The 15,978-nt window shown below is 64.8% G+C and carries 15 protein-coding genes; 8 read left to right on the top strand and 7 right to left on the bottom strand.

Annotated features, from left to right (window positions below):
* The 6 genes from VMI09_09650 to VMI09_09625 all read left to right on the top strand — a co-directional run.
* Window positions 1-929, top strand: a 929-nt coding sequence (locus VMI09_09650) for an SAM-dependent chlorinase/fluorinase (protein ID HTQ24950.1), incomplete at its 5' end; no start/stop codon positions are given.
* Window positions 930-964: 35 nt separating this feature from the next.
* The gene (locus tag VMI09_09645; protein HTQ24949.1) at window positions 965-2,062 is read left to right on the top strand and encodes a site-2 protease family protein; all 1,098 of its coding nucleotides are present in this window, start codon (window positions 965-967) and stop codon (window positions 2,060-2,062) included.
* Between the two features lies 1 nt (window position 2,063).
* A complete protein-coding gene (locus VMI09_09640) occupies window positions 2,064-2,552 on the top strand; it encodes a cytidine/deoxycytidylate deaminase family protein (protein ID HTQ24948.1) in 489 nt (162 codons plus the stop codon).
* Complete coding sequence (locus VMI09_09635) at window positions 2,539-3,045, top strand: HIT family protein (protein ID HTQ24947.1); 507 nt, start codon at window positions 2,539-2,541, stop codon at window positions 3,043-3,045. Before VMI09_09640 ends, VMI09_09635 begins: the two co-directional genes overlap by 14 nt.
* 165 nt (window positions 3,046-3,210) lie before the next feature.
* Window positions 3,211-3,426 carry a hypothetical protein gene (locus tag VMI09_09630; GenBank protein HTQ24946.1) on the top strand — a complete coding sequence of 72 codons (216 nt, stop codon included), beginning with the start codon at window positions 3,211-3,213 and terminating at the stop codon, window positions 3,424-3,426.
* Between the two features lie 35 nt (window positions 3,427-3,461).
* Window positions 3,462-4,358: a hypothetical protein gene (locus VMI09_09625; GenBank protein HTQ24945.1), complete on the top strand. Its 897-nt coding sequence runs from the start codon at window positions 3,462-3,464 to the stop codon at window positions 4,356-4,358.
* 24 nt (window positions 4,359-4,382) lie between these two features.
* Here VMI09_09625 and VMI09_09620 read toward each other — a convergent pair whose 3' ends face one another.
* The 5 genes from VMI09_09620 to VMI09_09600 form a co-directional block, all read right to left on the bottom strand.
* A complete protein-coding gene (locus VMI09_09620) occupies window positions 4,383-4,916 on the bottom strand; it encodes a DUF488 domain-containing protein (protein ID HTQ24944.1) in 534 nt (177 codons plus the stop codon).
* A gap of 89 nt (window positions 4,917-5,005) precedes the next feature.
* Window positions 5,006-5,773, bottom strand: coding sequence for a DUF2182 domain-containing protein (locus VMI09_09615; protein ID HTQ24943.1), 768 nt, complete (start codon window positions 5,771-5,773; stop codon window positions 5,006-5,008).
* 94 nt (window positions 5,774-5,867) lie between these two features.
* Complete coding sequence (locus VMI09_09610; GenBank protein ID HTQ24942.1) at window positions 5,868-6,479, bottom strand: DUF1326 domain-containing protein; 612 nt, start codon at window positions 6,477-6,479, stop codon at window positions 5,868-5,870.
* Between the two features lie 144 nt (window positions 6,480-6,623).
* Window positions 6,624-8,012 (bottom strand): pitrilysin family protein, encoded by a 1,389-nt coding sequence (locus VMI09_09605; GenBank protein ID HTQ24941.1) that lies wholly within the window; start codon window positions 8,010-8,012, stop codon window positions 6,624-6,626.
* Window positions 8,013-8,071: 59 nt separating this feature from the next.
* Window positions 8,072-9,556 (bottom strand): pitrilysin family protein, encoded by a 1,485-nt coding sequence (locus tag VMI09_09600; GenBank protein ID HTQ24940.1) that lies wholly within the window; start codon window positions 9,554-9,556, stop codon window positions 8,072-8,074.
* Between the two features lie 192 nt (window positions 9,557-9,748).
* Here VMI09_09600 and VMI09_09595 point away from each other — a divergent pair, with 192 nt between their 5' ends.
* Both VMI09_09595 and VMI09_09590 read left to right on the top strand, forming a co-directional pair.
* Entirely contained in the window at window positions 9,749-11,854 is a 2,106-nt protein-coding gene (locus VMI09_09595) for a VWA domain-containing protein (protein HTQ24939.1), read from the top strand.
* 461 nt (window positions 11,855-12,315) lie between these two features.
* Window positions 12,316-12,924 carry a hypothetical protein gene (locus VMI09_09590; GenBank protein HTQ24938.1) on the top strand — a complete coding sequence of 203 codons (609 nt, stop codon included), beginning with the start codon at window positions 12,316-12,318 and terminating at the stop codon, window positions 12,922-12,924.
* Window positions 12,925-13,076: 152 nt separating this feature from the next.
* Here the strand turns inward: VMI09_09590 and gpmI are convergent, their stop codons facing one another.
* Window positions 13,077-14,624 (bottom strand): 2,3-bisphosphoglycerate-independent phosphoglycerate mutase, encoded by a 1,548-nt coding sequence (gene gpmI, locus VMI09_09585; GenBank protein ID HTQ24937.1) that lies wholly within the window; start codon window positions 14,622-14,624, stop codon window positions 13,077-13,079.
* Window positions 14,621-15,919 (bottom strand): phosphopyruvate hydratase, encoded by a 1,299-nt coding sequence (eno, locus tag VMI09_09580; protein ID HTQ24936.1) that lies wholly within the window; start codon window positions 15,917-15,919, stop codon window positions 14,621-14,623. Before eno ends, gpmI begins: the two co-directional genes overlap by 4 nt.
* Between the last annotated feature and the right edge of the window lie 59 nt (window positions 15,920-15,978).

The raw sequence follows: 15,978 nt of genomic DNA, 5'->3' as shown, positions 1-15,978 counted from the left end.
CGGAGCCGGGACACAGGTTGAACATGCCGCGCAGTCGAACCATACACCCGCCGGCTACGGCCATCCGCCGGCCGGCTGCAGCCATCCGCTCGCGCAGCGCAACGCCGATCGCGATTCTCACCGACTTCGGCTACCACGATCACTACGTCGGCGCGATGAAGGGCGTGATAGCCTCGATCGCGCCCGGCGCGCCGATGATCGACATCACGCACGGCGTGCCGGCGCAATCGATCGCGGCGGGTGCGGTCGCGCTCGCGCAGAGTTGGCGGTTTTTCCCGCCGCGTACGGTCTTCCTGGCGGTGGTCGATCCCGGAGTCGGCACACCGCGGCTGCCAATCGCGATCGAGACCAATGCGGGAGCGCGTTTCGTCGGGCCGGACAACGGCGTGCTGTCGCTCGCGCTGGAGGAGGCGGGGGCGCTTCGAGCAGTGGAATTGCGCGCGGCGGACTACCGGCTCGCGCGCATCAGCAGCACGTTCCACGGACGCGACATTTTCGCACCCGCCGCGGCGCATCTATGGCGCGGCGTGAGGCTCGAAGCGCTGGGACTGCGGATGCGCCAGGGCCTTACCCGTCTCGAGCTGGCGGAGCCGCGCGAGGGCGTCGCCGAGTTGCGCGGCGAAGTGCTCTATGTTGACGGATTCGGCAACCTGGTGAGCAACATCGGGCGCGAGGCGCTTGCGCGCTTTAAGGCGCGCTTTCCCGGTATGCGGCTTTCCGTTAGGATCGGAAAGGGCGCGCCGATGGAGATACTTCGAGCGTACGGCGACGCTCGCAAAGGTGTTCCTCTCGCTACGTTTGGAAGCTTCGATCTGCTGGAGATTGCCGTGCGCGATGGCAGCGCCGCGCGCCGGTTTGCCGCCCGGCCGGGCGCGATAGTAACCGTCCGGCCGCTGCGGCGTACAGCCCCTCATGGGTCGTCTAGATAATCCAGCACCGAACAGGCACGAGCGCCATATAGCTAATGGATGATTCCACCGCACACGACGAATCGCAGGTCTTAACCGACATCCCGCGGGTCACGTCCCCTCCCGTGTACGAACCCGAAGTGGTCGCGCCCTCGCGGGCGCGGCCTATGGGCGTGACGCGAGTGCACGTCGTACTGTTCCTGCTGACGCTGCTGACCACGACGATGGCCGGGGCGGATATGGCCGGCGCGTTCGTGTCGCTGGCGCATCCGGCAACCCTGGGCAATCTCATCGCGGGGCTGTCGTTTTCGATCCCTTTGATGGCGATCCTGATGGCGCACGAGATGGGCCATTACCTGGTGGCGCAGCGCAACAACGTCGACGTGACCCCGCCGTATTTCATCCCGGCGCCGCTGCCGTCGATATTCTTCATCGGCACCTTCGGCGCGTTTATCCGCATGCGATCGCCTGCGCGCACGCGGCGCGTGATGTTCGATATCGGCGCGGCTGGGCCGTGGGCCGGGGCGGTGCTGGCGGTGCTGGCGGTCGCGATCGGACTCAAACTCTCCGAGGTTACGCCGCTCGACACGTCAGGCGGAGGGCTTCAGCTCGGCAATTCGATCCTGTTCTGGGGGCTGTCGTACGCGGTGCTGGGCGTCGATCCGAACTCGGTCAACGTCAACCTGCATCCGATCGCGTTTGCCGGATGGATCGGGCTTTTGGTGACGACGCTCAACCTGCTGCCGGTCGGCCAGCTCGACGGCGGCCACGTGGTCTATGCGCTCCTCGGGCGCTGGCATCGCACGATCGCCCGCCTGTTCATCGTGGCGTGCGTGATGATGGTGGCGGTGCCGCTGTTCATGGGCTCGGCGTACTGGGGCGGATGGCTCTTCTGGGTGGTGTTCCTGTTTTTCCTCGGTCTGGGCCATCCCGCGACGGTTGACGCGGATACGCCGCTCGATCTGCGGCGGAGAATTTTCGCCTGGGCGACGATTGCGTTGTTCATCGTAACCTTCATGCCGGTGCCGGCCTGGTACTCCGAGGGCACGCAGAATCCGCAGGAGCAGCAGCCCAAGGACAACACCTACAGCGTGGTTTACCATCGGCCGGCGCTGCCGCGGTTGCCCGCCTCTGTGCGCCTCAAGGGACTCTGAGATGGGCGCCGGCGGCGGGGGAAAGCGGCCTAGCTGGGATCAGTACTTCATGACGATCACGCAGCAGGTGGCCGAGCGCTCGACCTGCCTGCGGGCCAAGGTGGGCGCGGTAATCGTGCGCGACCGCAGTATCCTCGCCACCGGCTACAACGGATCGCCGGCCGGGATGCCGCATTGCACCGAGGTCGGATGCCTCATCTACGAATCGCGCACGCCCGATGGCGAGATCGAGCAGAACTGCTGGCGCACGATCCACGCCGAAATCAACGCGATCACGCAGGCGGCGAAGAATGGCGCCGCGATCCGCGACGCCGACATCTATGTGACTCACACCCCATGCATCCATTGCCTCAAGGTGCTCATCAACACTGGCATCCGCACCGTTTACTACGGCCGTCCTTACAAGTTGCACACGGTGGCCGAGGTGCTGAAGCATGCGGCGATAAAGCTCGTGCAGGTGGCGCCGGAGGGCGCGAATGCGCCCGCATGAGGGTGGCGCGGGCGCGGGGAGCGGCGATGCGTCGCGGCCGTGCGGAATCTGCTCGCTCATCGAGCGATGCCGCGCGGGCGCCTTTGCGGATTTTGTCGCCGAACTGCCGTATTCGTTCGTGATTCTCGGAGACGCGCAGTTCTATCGCGGCTATTGCGTGGTGCTGGCGAAGCGCCACGTCAATGAGGTTCACCTGATGCCGCCCGAGGAGGCGCGAGCGCTCTTCGACGAGACTGTGGCGGTCGGGCGCGCGATCGCGCTTGCGACCGAGCCGCTCAAGCTCAACTACGAATGCCTCGGCAATATCGAACCTCACGTTCACTGGCATGTCTTTCCGCGCGTCAAGGCGGACGCGATGCGCGCGGCGCCGGTGTGGATGCGGCCCGAGACCGAACGTAAAGTGGCGCTTGAGGATTCGGACCGACGCGCATTGATCCGCAGACTTGCAGAAGAGCTGCGCCGCCAGGTCCCCGGCACGCGACCGACAGTCTGACGATAACCTCAGACAATTTCCGATAAATTCCGCGGTTGTGAATGAAGAAGCGCGGAAGAGGGCCGGGGCTTGCATAGAAATTCAACAAGCACTTCAAAATTTCTTCGATTGACAAGCGCGGCGCTCCTGGCGGGCGCTTTCCTCGCCTCCTGTCAAAAGAGCAAAATGCCGGATGAGGGCAGCTACGCGGCGCAACTGTACGTCAAAAGATGCGGACAGTGTCATCAGCCGTACAATCCGAGTCTGATGACCTCTGCGATGTGGGCGGTGCAGGTCGATCGGATGCAGGAGCGGATGAAACAAATCGGTATTTCGCCGCTCAACGCGGACGAGCGCAAGACTATCCTGGATTACCTGAGCAGCCACGCCGGCACGCAGTAGCGGGCCCGTAGAAGATTCTGAGGGAGGGGGGGCGAATGGCAGCAACTCAGGAGTTTCGCGTCGAGGAGGAGTCCCGGCGCGACCAGTTGATCGCAATCGGCGCGAGCGCGTTTTTTCTCGTCGTCATCGTTGCCGCGCTGTGGAGGGAGCGGCAGTTCAGGACGGTTTTTGGCTTAGCGATCTCGGCCGCCGCATTGGCGTTTCTTGCCTGGACGCTGATGCGCGAACTGCAAGCCCTGCGCGGACGCAAAAAGTGGCCGGTCCTGATCGACGAAAAAGGCGTCCAGTACGCCAGTCCCGGCCAGATTGCCTGGGCCGAGATCGCCGGTCTCGAACCGCGTTACGCGCGGCAGTGCGTCGATCTCCGCGACGCTGAGGGGCGCGTTCGGGTGAGCCTTCCATACGACCTCGAGGACGCCCACGAGGTCGTTCAGTTCGTCGCGGACATGCTGTCCGATCGCTGGCCCAAGTTGCCTCTGCCGCACGTATTTGAGCGGGAACTGCCCCGGCGGATAGTGATCGCGGGAGCGGTGGTGGTCGTCGCGCTCGGGGCGGGCACCTACCTGATGCGACACCGGCCGCTGTTTCAACTCTTGTGCGCGATCGTGATGCTGATGCTCCTCGGTGCGTTCGCGGTGCGGCGGCTCGGCTCGGTGCGCCGGCTGACCGTCGGCAAGCAGGACCTTACCGTGACAAAGGGGCTGCGCTCTCGCGTCTTCAATTACGCGGACATCCAGAGCGTGGGACTCGACGTCGTGGGCCGCAGCTCGGAGCGCCGTCTCGCCGTGAAAGTAACGTTCAACGACAAGAGCGCGAGCCACGTGCTGCCCTGGCGGTGCGACCCGTTCGACGTCTATGCGACGGTGAAGGCAGCCTGGGAAGGCGGCCATAAGGCGGCCGCGGCGTCCGCCACTCCCGCCGCCGCTAGATGAGCGGCCGGCGCCTGCCGCTTGGCGCTATTTCAGCAGCGGCGGCTGGCCGCCGTCGTAGATAATCCGTCCGTTGACGACCGAGGCGAAGTCGGGCAGCCGATGCGCCGTCAGCTTGCCGTCGGGCATGATGTGCTCGACGTCCCATCCTCGCAGCATCATCTGGTCAGAGACGATTCGCCGGTGGCATCGCCACCATAACCCCTCCGAGCACATGATCGCGGTGCGCGCGGCGGTTGCGATTGCCGCCAGTTCGTGGAGAGCTTCCGCGAACTCGGCGCTCTCGGCGTAATCCGCGTAGGAGCGGAACGCGGCGACCGTCCACGCCACGTGGGGCGAGTCGGCGCGCGTGCTCTTACGCCGTCCGCCGAGCCGCTTGAGCCATCGGTATTCCAGGCCGGCGCGGCCGAGCGCCTCGGCGAGGCGCTCCTGACCAAACTGGGGCCATCGGCGGGAGCCCGGAAAGGAGCGGATGTCGGCGAGTACGGCGATTCGATGCTCGCCGAGCAGTTCGAGGAAGCGCTCGATCGGATGAGTCGAATGCCCAACCGTATAAAGCATCGGGAGCCCGGTCGATCGCGAAGATTTGTCCAAGGTCGACAGGAGAAGCCACCTCCCGTCCCTTTCCGAAGTCGGTCAGGTAAGACCGGTCAGCTAAGCGCCGCGAGCGCGAGGCCGGCCGTGATCAGCGCAAAACCCGACGCTGTCGCCAGCGTCTCGCCCCATCGCGTGGCCCGTTCGATCAAAACGAAACCGGTCAGCACTGCAACCCATAAAAGGTTCATCACCCCCGCGACGAACAGCAGCGCCATCAACATCCAGCAGCATCCCACGCAAAAAGCTCCGTGACGGAGACCCATCGCGATCGCCCCCGCGCCGCCCTCGCGCCAGTGCGTCATCAGGAAGCCCACCGGCGATTGGCATTGCCGCAGACATCGGCGCTTGAGCGGCGAGAGCTGATAGGCGCCCGCAAGCGCCAGGATCACTCCGCCCATCAACGGCGCGACTCGCATCGCCCCAGTCAGCATCGCTGCCTGATCCAGCGCGGCCTGCGCGAGCGTGGCGAAGGCGCTGAACGCGGCCCACACCGCGAGGTAGCCGCCGGCGAAGAGCCACACCCGTGCGCGCGGCGCCAGGCCGCGGCCCTCACAGACGCGCGCGTACATCGTGACCATCGGCGCCGCGCTGGGCGTCATCATCGCGACCATCATCACGGTCCACATCAGGAAGGTCAGCCACAGCTGCTGCGGCGACCATGGCGAGGGCATCGTCATCCCGGGCATCCCGGCCATATTCGCCATCCCCGCCATCCCCTGCATCGAGGCGTCGCCGGCCGGCATCCGCCACAGGTATAGCCAGGCGAGCGCGGAGAGCGCGCCAAGGCCGCCCCAGATCGCCAGTTGATCGGGCAGCCTCAAGACGCGAGCAGTCCTGCGCCCGTCCGTTGTGGGGACCGCGGAAGCCATCGCAAGTCTTGAAAGCGGCGTTACACCCTCGTCCGCGCAGCCCGCGTCAGGCGTTGGACCAGTTGATCGGCGAGAAGTGGCCGTTGCGTCCACTGTTGTCGAAGCTGAGCGAATGATCCTGGTAGCGGCTCGAGGTGCCGCGCGCGGCCGCCAGACGCCCGGAATAGGGATGCGTTACGTTGTCGAGCCAAACCGTCGTACCGTCGCGTCCCGCGACGCCCTGCACGGTGACCTCGGTGATGCCTGCGATGCTGAGCTTCCGCGTGTCGCCCGACGCGCTGAATTCGATCTGCACGGTCTTGGTCGGCAGCCGATGCGCGATCATTGGAGCGAGCAGGCTCGGCGGTCCGCCCGCCTGTCCCGAGAAGATCGCTTCGAGCGCGGAGCGCTGCTCTGCGCTCGCGCGGCTATCGACGTACACTCCGCCGGTGCCGCCGCCCTGCGCCATCGGACCGGGAGTGGTAAGCGCCTGCGCCGCGTTGAGGCCGGCGAGGTCGGTCTTGCCGAAGTTGCCGCGGTCGATGTGGAAGGCGAGCACCACGTCGCAATGGCCCTCGGTAGGACGAACCTTGGCCTGGCTTAACAGACAGGGACAAAGCAGCTCGCAGTTGCAGGACTCGAAATATTCGCCCTCGATTTTCCAGCTTTCGTTAGCCATCGATGGTCGCTCCAATCGATGATGGAGATCTCGGAATCAATCCCGCGGATCATCCCCATCGCACACGCGCGATCGCGCGCGGCACGGCGAATATACACCAAAGCCGCTCGATCGCGAGAGCGCGTGCGCAAGCCGTAAGACCGATCAGCCGCCGGGCGCCGGCTGCGGAGCCTGCGTTGCGCCAGGCCCACTCGCCGTCGCCGGAGCGCTCGGCGCCGCTCCTTCGGCGACGTTCTTCAGATCCGACACTTTGATCGCGGCTTCCGACTGGTTGGCCACTGCGACCAGGAGCAGGGCGTCGGGATGGAGGTATTTTTGCGCCACCCGCTGGATGTCTTCCTTGGTCACTGCCGCAATTAGTTTCGGATATTGCTCGGCGTAGTCGAGCCCGAGGCCGTAGAGCTCGACCTGCAGGATGAAACTCGCGATCGCGCTCTGGCGGTCGAGCTTCAGCGGAAAGCTGCCGATGAGGTATTTCTTCGCCGAGGCCAGCTCGGCGTCGGACACCGGATGCTCCTGCATGTCGCGCAGCTGTTCGATGATGAGCCGCAGCGCCTCGTTGGTGCTCTTGTTCTTGGTTTGGGTATTGACGGCGAAGGAACCGGGGAATTTACCCGCGTCGAATCCGCTCGAGATTCCGTAGGCCAGCCCGTTCTTGCTGCGCACGATTTTCATCAGCCGCGAGGCGAAGCCGCCGCCGCCGAGGATGTAGTTCATCACCTGCAGCCGATAGTAGTCCGGGTTGGAGCGCGCGATTCCGCCCGAGCCCAGAATGATGGTCGCCTGCACGACACTGCGATCGACCAGCGTCGGATGAATTCCCGCGGGCACGCTCGGCCCCGGAGGCTCCGCTTGCGACGGTACCGTGCCCTTGATCGCGTCGAACGCCTTCTCCAGCTTGGCCTTGATCTCGTTGGCGTTGACGTCGCCGACTACCGCGATCACCGCGCTCCCGATCTTGTAGTGCGTGCGATAAAAGTCGCGCACGTCTGCGGGCGTGAGTTTCGCCACCGACTCCGCCGTGCCGCCCGCCGGATGCCCATAGGGCGTGTTGCCATAGAGCGCCTTGTGGAAAGTGACTCCGGCGACGTATTCCGGCTGCTCCTCCTCGGCCTTGATTCCCGCTACCCGCTCGTCCCGCTTGCGCGTGATCTCGGCGTCGCTGAGCGCCGGCTCGGTCAGCGCCGCGGCTAGCAGGACAAGCGTCTGGTCCTGGTATTTTTTGAGCGAGGTGAAACTCGCCTGCGCATAGTCGGTGCCCGCGCCGACCGAGACAGAGCTGCCCATAAAATCGACTTTCTGATTGAACTCGGTGGCGCTCAGTTCCCTGGTGCCGAGCGTCAGCGAACTCGCGGTCAGCGCGGCGAGCCCGGCCTTGCCTTCGGGGTCGCGCCGCGCGCCCGCGTCGAACGCGATCGTCATCGTCACCATCGGAAGCTGATGCTGCTCGGAAACCAGCAGTATCGCGCCGTCGGGCAGTACCGAGCGCTTGATCTCGAGCGCCGCTGCCGGGGACGCGATGGCCGCAATCATGAGAAGAGCGCCGGCCAGGACGGCGCCCAAAGCTGACTCAAAACCAGCTCCGCGCCGCCTCATCGCACCACCTCGTTCATCGGGGCGGCCGTGCGCCCCGCGCGAAACTGCATGACGCCCGGCATCATATTCGCCGCGCTGAACACGGGCGCGTGATGCACCATGCCGCCGCCGCCTCCGCCGCCCTGCTCATGCGGGAGCACTCCGGTCGGCACCAACACGCCGAGCGAGCAGTTGTTCTCGACCAGGTATTTTTTCGCCACGCGCTGCACGTCGTCCGCGGTGACCTTGTCGATGTCTTCGAGGTAGCGGTCCAACAGATGGTAGTCACCCAGCATCTCCCATACGCCGAGTTGCAGCGCCTCTTCGAAGATAGAGTCCTGGGAGAACACGAATTGCGACTGCTCGAGGTTCTTGGCCTTCTGCAATTCGTCGGCGCTGACCGGCTGGGCCTTGAGCCGTTCGATCACCCTGTTGGCCTCAGCGATGGCGTCGTCGGTCTTCACCCCGGGCCGTATCTGCGCGGACACCTCGAACAATCCGGGGTCGAACGAGGTCATGTCATAGCTCGCCGACACCTCGACCACCATCCGCTTGTCGAGCACCATCGCTCGGTACAGCCGCGAACTCTTGCCGTCGGAGAGAATTTCGGAAGCGATTTCGAGCGCGAAGGCATCCGTCTTGCCTACGCGATAGTTCGGCACGTGATAGACCTCGGTGAACGCGGGCAGGTTGGCGGCGTGGCGCAGCACGATTTTCCGCTCGCCCTGCTGGGGCGGTTCGACCTGGAAGACTGGCGGCGGCTTGGGACCGTTTTTGATCGGGCCGAAAGAGTCGGCGATTTGCTTGAGCACCTTGTCGGCGTCGAAATCGCCGACGGCCACCGCAATCGCGTTCTGCGGCGAATAGTAAACGCTGTGGTACTTGAGCGCATCGGCCAGCGTCAGGTGCTGGATATCCTGCATCCAGCCGATTACCGGCCAGTGGTAAGGATGCTCGACGAAGGCCTGCGCCTGCGTGGTCTCCGCGAGTGCGTCCTCGGGATTGTCGTCGGTGCGCATCCGCCGCTCCTCTTCCACCACCGCAAGCTCGGAGGCGAAGCCCTTGGGGTCGAAGTTTCCCATCCGGTCGGCTTCGAGGCTGATCGGCACGTCGAGATGGTCGCGATTGATAACCTCGAAATAATCGGTGAAGTCGGCGCCGGTGAACGCGTTATCCATCCCGCCGTTTTCCTGGATGATGTTGGAGAACTCCTCGGGGCCGTATTTCCTGGTGCCGCGGAACTTCAGATGTTCGACCAGGTGGGAGATGCCGGTCTGGCCGAAACTTTCGTTGCGCGAGCCGACCTTGGTGAATACGTTGAAGGTGGCCACGGGCGCCTTGTGATTCTCCAGCACCAGAACCTTGAGCCCGTTGGGCAGCGTTTCGGTCTTGACCGCGTCGGTGATGCCGGCGCGCGCGCGGGATGGGACGCCGGCCGCGATTATCGCGGCTACTCCGAGGGTTAGCGTCAGAAGTCGGAACAGCGCGGCACCGCCGAACATGCTTTTGCTTGAAATAACCATGACTCCTAGCACTTAAGACGGCGCTTGCCGCCTCGTCAAGCCGCGTTGCAGGCGGCGCGCCTGTGCCGTATCAGCAACGCCGGCGCCGCGCTGTTCGTTCCCGCTCCTGCTGCAAGGACGGCGGAAAATTAAAATTGCATAGCGGGTGCGCAATTTGTCACAATGACGCGGATGGCCCAGATTCCCGCCCAGACTCCGGCGGAAGATCGCCCGCAGGCGCTGCACGAAATCAAGGGCGTGCTCACCAAGTTCATGCGGATGCTCTATCCGCAGGAATTCCGCCTCGATTCGATCGCCAATTGCGGTCCGATGCTCGCCTTTCATTATCCGCTGCTGGCGGGCGAGATGATTCATCTGCCCGAACAGATCGACGCGCTCGGCTCGCCCGCGCTCTCTTACGACTATTACCTGGTGACGGCCGCTCAGCTCGCCGGCCGCCACGAGTTCGGAACCTTCAAGTTCTCCCTCGCCGAGCTGCCGGGATTCGAGGATCGCGGCGAGACTGGCGTGGAAGCGATCGAAAGCTTCGTCGCGTCGTTCGCCGACCCGATGCTCGGAGGCGCGTTGATGCGCCTTTGCGAAAGCGCGCGGATCGACAGCGAGATCGCGCGTCGCTACCGCGGCCTGGCGCCGCGCCTCAGCAAGCTCAACCGCGCGCTGGTCGAGCGGCTCAATCCGCGCGCGCTCAGCACGATGCTGGTGCGCGGCGCGCTCGAGATCGAATCCGCCGACGATACACCAACGCAAGCCTTTACCGGCCACGCGGCCCGATTTTTCGGGCCGCTGCGCAGGCCCGGCGCCGACGTACTGACCAGCGCGCGCCAGGCCGCGGCCATGTACGAGTGGCTGCAGGAGTTGATCGCGGCCGCGCGGCGCGCCGGCGACTCCGAAGGCCTCGACGACGAAGGCAATGCGCTGCGCAACGATCTTATCGGCAGCCTCGACAGCGCCGAGGACGGCGAGGGCGAAGGCCCCGAGGGCGACGAAGGCGACAGCGACGGCGAGACCAACCAGAACCTGCGGATGGAGGTTTCCGGCAAGCAGTCCAAGGGCCGCGGCGGCCGTCCGCTGAGTCCGGAAGAGATCCGCAAACTGCTCGAGCAGGGCGCGCAAATCAAGCCCGCCGAAGGTCAGGGCGGCGCCGAAGGCGAGGGGATGTATCTCACCCAGCTTACGGGGAAGCAGGCGCAGGACCTCGAGGAATTGCGCGAGCAGCTCGGCGAGATCGGTCCGGCCTCCAATCATGGCCGGCTCGTGCTGATGCACGGGCGCAACCAGGATTCCTACTACTCGTACGACGAATGGGACTACGTGCTGGCCGATTACCGGCGCGGATGGTGCCGGCTGCGCGAGGTCGCGATCGCCGGCGACGACAACGATTTTTTCGCCCAGACGCTCGCGCGCTACTCGGAGATGCTGCCGCAGGTGCGCCGGCACTTTCAGCGTATCCGCCCGGCTTCGTATCGGATGGTCCGCGGACTCGAGGACGGCGAGGAGCTGGACCTCGAACGCCTGGTCGAGACGCGCGTGTCGCGTTTGATGGGCGAGAGCCCGGACCCGCGCGTGTACAGCGCGCGTAAAAAGGAATCGCGCGACGTCGCCACGCTCTTCCTGCTCGACATGTCGGCCTCCACCGACGAGCCGATCCATCGTGAGGTGCGCAAGGCCGCGGCCACCGACGACGATGACCGCGCGGATGACTGGATGAAGGCCTGGCAGCGCCGCCCGCAACAAAGCCAGCGCCCGCGCCGCATCATCGACGTCAACAAGGAAGCCCTGGTCATCATGGCCGAGGCGCTCGAGGAAATCGGCGATTCCTACGCGATCATGGGATTTTCCGGCCACGGGCGCGACAACGTCGAGTTCTACGTGATCAAGGAATTCGGCCAGGGACTGAGCGACGAGGTCAAGGCGCGCGTCGGCGCGGTCGAGCCCAAGCGTTCGACCCGGATGGGCGCAGCGATTCGTCACGTGCGCGAGAAATTCAAGGACGTAAGCTCGCGCGCCAAGCACGTCATCCTGCTGAGCGACGGCTTTCCGCAGGACTTCGATTACGGCCACGACCGGCGCTCCAACGCCTACGGTATTCAGGACACGATGGTGGCGCTGAAGGAACTCGAGATGGCGGGCGTGCTGCCGTTCTGTATCACGGTCGATCGCACCGGCCACGATTACCTGCGCCAGATGTGCGCGCCCTCGCGTTACCTCGTGATCGAGGACATCACTTCGCTACCGCGCGTGCTGCCGAAGATCTACGAGCAGGTGGTGCGCTGGTAGGAAGCGCCGGCTCTCCCGGTCCTCCTCGCGATCTAAGCTTCCGCGATTTAAGCTTCGGGAATACTGCCGCTATCGACGCGGCTGCGTGCTCATCAGCCGCGTCCGCAGCCTCGCGTCCGACGCCGCGCCGGACGATCGGGGGTCAGCGTATTTGACATCGAACTCACGTTGGCGTGGATGCGATGCCTAAGATCGATTAGGGATTGATGGCTTTGAAGAACCTGCCTGTGGATAGCGTCTTCGTATCCACGAACGTTCTTCTTGCGGGCCCCGTTCGGTATTCGTTTTATCCGAGTTACGACAGCGCACCTAGAGTCGTACGCGCTCTTCACGTGAATCGTCGTATCGTTGCGCGGTGCCGGTACGCATCTTGCTGTTCAACAAGTTGCCGAGCCGAGCTCTTCGCCTGTCCGCGCAAAACAGAAAGTCACGCATAAGTAGGTCCCGCCGGAGATTCTGGAATGCGTAAGATATTCATGTTCGACTTGCTACTCGCAGCTGCACTTTTTTCGGGTTGCGCGGCATTAACTTCGCTCGGCGGCGGAGGCTCAGCCTCTGGAGCCTCAGGCACAACGGAAACGCTTGCGATGGCGAGCGCACCGGGACCCTCGCCATTTAACTTCGTCGGGCGTTCGACCAAGTTCATGCTTGTCAGTCCATCGGCTCTTTTGGTCGAAAGCCCCGACGTCGAAAAGTCTATCGTCCAGGAGCAGTGCATGTTTCACAGCGCCGACCCGCCATTTCTAGTCCCGGCCTTCCGTCAGAAGTGGATGTTCGTCGGACGTATGAATCAGGGTCCTACGATTCAAGCGCTTTCATACAGGACCATCCTGACCCTTGGCTTGAGCGGTCCGCAACAACTGAATGCCTGGCCGGTGAGCCTCGTTTCGCTTAGCGATTTCTCCGACGATTATCTAGCTGAGCGTTTACAGGTCATTGGTAAGGCACAACCCGACGTGCGCACCGACATTCTGGCCGAGTATCTTGCCGATGCAAGAAATATCAGGGACAGCACCAACTCGCTCATAAAGAGTTACAATCCCGCAATCGAATGTGGCACCCGCCATTAAGCTCGATCAATTCCAAGGCTCAACGAGCAGTCCAGGTTTAGATCGAGAAGGTCGCCGCCATGCCCCGTCCGGTTATCAAACGGGGTCTTCACGAAGTAGGAGATGCGGCGAGGAAGCTCGTACTTGCCGTTATATGCTCCGAGCCGGCTCTTCTAGGAACTGGCCGAGATGCGGAGGTCGTGTCCGGTCATCTCGGACGGCGCTTCGATGCCAAGGATGCCTAGGAGCGTCGGGGCGACATCGGCAAGCGTGCCGCCGGAGCGCAGCTTTCCCTTGTAGGACGGGTCGAACAGGATCAGCGGCACCGGGAAAGTGGTATGCGCGGTGTGCGCCTGGCCGGTTTTGGGGTCGGCCATGAATTCGGCGTTGCCATGGTCGGCGGTTATCAGCGCGACGCCGTGCGCGCGTTCGACCGCGTCGATAACCCGGGCGAGCGCGGCGTCGGTCGTTTCGATCGCCTTCACCGTCGCTTCGAGCTTGCCCGTGTGGCCGACCATGTCCGGGTTGGCGAAGTTCATCACCACCGCGCCGAACTTGCCGCGGGTGATTTCCGCCGCCGCGCGTTCGGCGATCGTCTCGGCGCGCATCGCGGGTTCGAGGTCGTAGGTCGCCACTTTGGACGACGGAATCAGCACGCGCTCCTCGAGCGGGAATGGCTTCTCGGTGCCCCCATTGAGAAAGTAGGTAACGTGAGCGTATTTTTCGGTCTCCGCGATGCGCAGGTTGCGGACACCGGCGCGCGCCAGCACCTCGGCGAGCGTGTTCTTCACGTCCTCGGGGCCGAAGGCGAGCGGCAATCCGAAACTGCGGTCGTACTCGCTCATGCATACATAGCCGACGCGCGGGAAGCGCGGACGGGCGAAGCCGTCGAAGCGCTCCAGCGCGAGCGCGGCGGTCAGTTCGCGCGCGCGATCGGCGCGAAAGTTGAAGCAGATCACCTGGTCGCCGTCTTCGAGCGGAGCACCGCCGGCGATCACGCGCGGCTCGACGAACTCGTCCGACTGCTCGGCGGCGTAGGCGTGTTCCACCGCCGCATGCGCGCTCTTTTCGGCGATTCCCTCGCCCAGCACGATCGCGCGCCAGGCGCGCTCCACGCGCTCCCATCGCTTGTCGCGGTCCATCGCAAAGTAGCGCCCGCCCACCGTCGCCGTCCTGCCGCATCCAAGCGCCTTGAGCTTCGCCTCGAGCGCATCGATGTAGGGCAGCGCGGAGCGCGGTGGCGTATCGCGCCCGTCGAGGACCGCATGCACGGCGATTCGGCCGAGGCCTTCGCGGGCCGCGAGTTCAAGCAGCGCGAAAAGATGATCGATATGACTGTGCACGCTTGCGTCGGAAAGCAGGCCCCATAGATGAAGCGTGCGGCCGCGCTCCTTCGCGCGATGAATCGCGCCGAGCAGGGCCTCATTGCGGGAGAAGGCCCCCGTTTCGATCGCCTTGGCGATACGCATCACGTCCTGGTAAATCACGCGGCCGGCGCCGATCGTCAGGTGGCCGACCTCGGAGTTGCCCATCACGCCCGGCGCGAGGCCGACCGCCTCGCCCGAAGCTTCGAGTTCGCTATGCGCCTGCGAGCGATACAGACGATCCATCGTGGGCGTCCGCGCCATCGCGATCGCATTGGCCTCGCGCTCGGCGCGCAAGCCCCATCCATCGAAAATTACCAGCACCGCGACCGGTGGTCGGCCCGCCGTATTGCTCACCGCCCGCTCCCGTCGCGGCGAAACGCCGCCGCTCCCGGCCATGAGGCACGCGCGCCGAGTTCCTCGGCGATGCGCAGCAGGCGATTGTACTTGGCCGTCCGCTCGCCGCGGCTCATCGAGCCGGTCTTGATCTGTCCGGCGCCGGTCGCAACCGCAAGGTCGGCGATCGTGGTGTCTTCGGTCTCGCCCGAGCGATGCGATACGACGCAGGTGAAGCCGGCGGCGCGCGCCATCTCGATCGTCGTCAGCGTTTCGGTGAGCGTGCCGATCTGGTTGAGCTTGATCAGAATCGAGTTGCCCGCGTGCTCGCGGATACCGCGTTCGAGCCGCTTCGGATTGGTCACGAAGAGGTCGTCGCCGACGAGCTGCACGCGTGCGCCCAATTCCCGCGTTAGCGTCTGCCAGCCCGCCCAGTCGTCCTCGGCGAGTCCATCCTCGATCGAAACGATCGGATAGCGGCCGATCCAGTCGCTCCACAGACGCACCATCTGTTCCGAGTCGCGCGCCTGCTTGTCCGAACGCGCGAAGACGTAGCGGCCGTCTTCGTAAAACTCGCTCGAGGCGGGGTCGAGCGCCAGCGCGACGTCGGCGCCGGGACGATAACCGGCCTTGGCGATCGCTTCGAGGATAACCTCGATCGGCTCTTCGTTGTTGCGCAGGTTGGGCGCGAAGCCGCCCTCGTCGCCGACGTTGGTCGACTGTCCGCGCTTCTTGAGCACGGCCGCGAGCGCGTGGAACACTTCCGCGCCCATCCGGATCGACTCGGCGAAGATGGGCGCGCCGAGCGGCACGATCATGAACTCCTGCATGTCGACGCTCGAGTCGGCGTGCTTGCCGCCGTTCAGCACGTTCATCATCGGCACCGGCATGATGCTCGCCGCCGGGTTGAGGTAGCGGTAGAGCGGAGCGCCGGCCGCCGAGGCGGCGGCGTGCGCGGCGGCGAGCGAGACACCGAGCATCGCGTTGGCGCCGAGAGCCGATTTGTTTTCGGTGCCGTCGAGCGCGATTAGCCGCTCGTCGAGCGCGCGCTGCGCGGCGGCGTCAGCGCCGCGCAGCGCGCCGGCGATGGGGCCGTTGACGTTGGCGACCGCGCGCGTGACGCCCTTGCCGCCGAAGCGGTGCGGATCGCCGTCGCGCAGTTCCAGCGCCTCGTGGACGCCGGTTGACGCGCCCGAAGGCACGGCGGCGCGGCCGAGCGCGCCGCCGCCAAGCCTAACGTCCACCTCGAGGGTGGGGTTGCCGCGCGAATCGATAATTTCGCGGGCGCGAATTTCAGCAATGTTGGTTGCGGACATCGGAACAGCGCCTCGTGCTCAGAGCAAAGCAGGAAATGCGATGAGGCGAAAGCGTGGCG

The sequence above is a fragment of the Candidatus Binataceae bacterium genome, assembly GCA_035500095.1.
In the GTDB taxonomy this organism is placed as follows: domain Bacteria; phylum Desulfobacterota; class Binatia; order Binatales; family Binataceae; genus JAKAVN01.
The sequence above is the reverse complement of the archived record's forward strand: the minus strand, read 5'-3'. Positions and strand labels throughout refer to the sequence as shown.

Excerpts from the sequence above, each read along its gene's own strand:
- VMI09_09600 (HTQ24940.1), bottom strand. The coding sequence starts at position 9,556 with ATGTTCGGCGGTGCCGCGCTGTTCCGACTTCTGACGCTAACCCTCGGA.
- VMI09_09645 (HTQ24949.1), top strand. The coding sequence starts at position 965 with ATGGATGATTCCACCGCACACGACGAATCGCAGGTCTTAACCGACATC.
- VMI09_09635 (HTQ24947.1), top strand. The coding sequence starts at position 2,539 with ATGCGCCCGCATGAGGGTGGCGCGGGCGCGGGGAGCGGCGATGCGTCG.
- VMI09_09630 (HTQ24946.1), top strand. The coding sequence starts at position 3,211 with ATGCCGGATGAGGGCAGCTACGCGGCGCAACTGTACGTCAAAAGATGC.
- VMI09_09595 (HTQ24939.1), top strand. The coding sequence starts at position 9,749 with ATGGCCCAGATTCCCGCCCAGACTCCGGCGGAAGATCGCCCGCAGGCG.
- VMI09_09590 (HTQ24938.1), top strand. The coding sequence starts at position 12,316 with ATGCGTAAGATATTCATGTTCGACTTGCTACTCGCAGCTGCACTTTTT.
- VMI09_09620 (HTQ24944.1), bottom strand. The coding sequence starts at position 4,916 with ATGCTTTATACGGTTGGGCATTCGACTCATCCGATCGAGCGCTTCCTC.
- VMI09_09625 (HTQ24945.1), top strand. The coding sequence starts at position 3,462 with ATGGCAGCAACTCAGGAGTTTCGCGTCGAGGAGGAGTCCCGGCGCGAC.
- eno (HTQ24936.1), bottom strand. The coding sequence starts at position 15,919 with ATGTCCGCAACCAACATTGCTGAAATTCGCGCCCGCGAAATTATCGAT.
- VMI09_09640 (HTQ24948.1), top strand. The coding sequence starts at position 2,064 with ATGGGCGCCGGCGGCGGGGGAAAGCGGCCTAGCTGGGATCAGTACTTC.
- VMI09_09610 (HTQ24942.1), bottom strand. The coding sequence starts at position 6,479 with ATGGCTAACGAAAGCTGGAAAATCGAGGGCGAATATTTCGAGTCCTGC.
- VMI09_09605 (HTQ24941.1), bottom strand. The coding sequence starts at position 8,012 with ATGATTGCGGCCATCGCGTCCCCGGCAGCGGCGCTCGAGATCAAGCGC.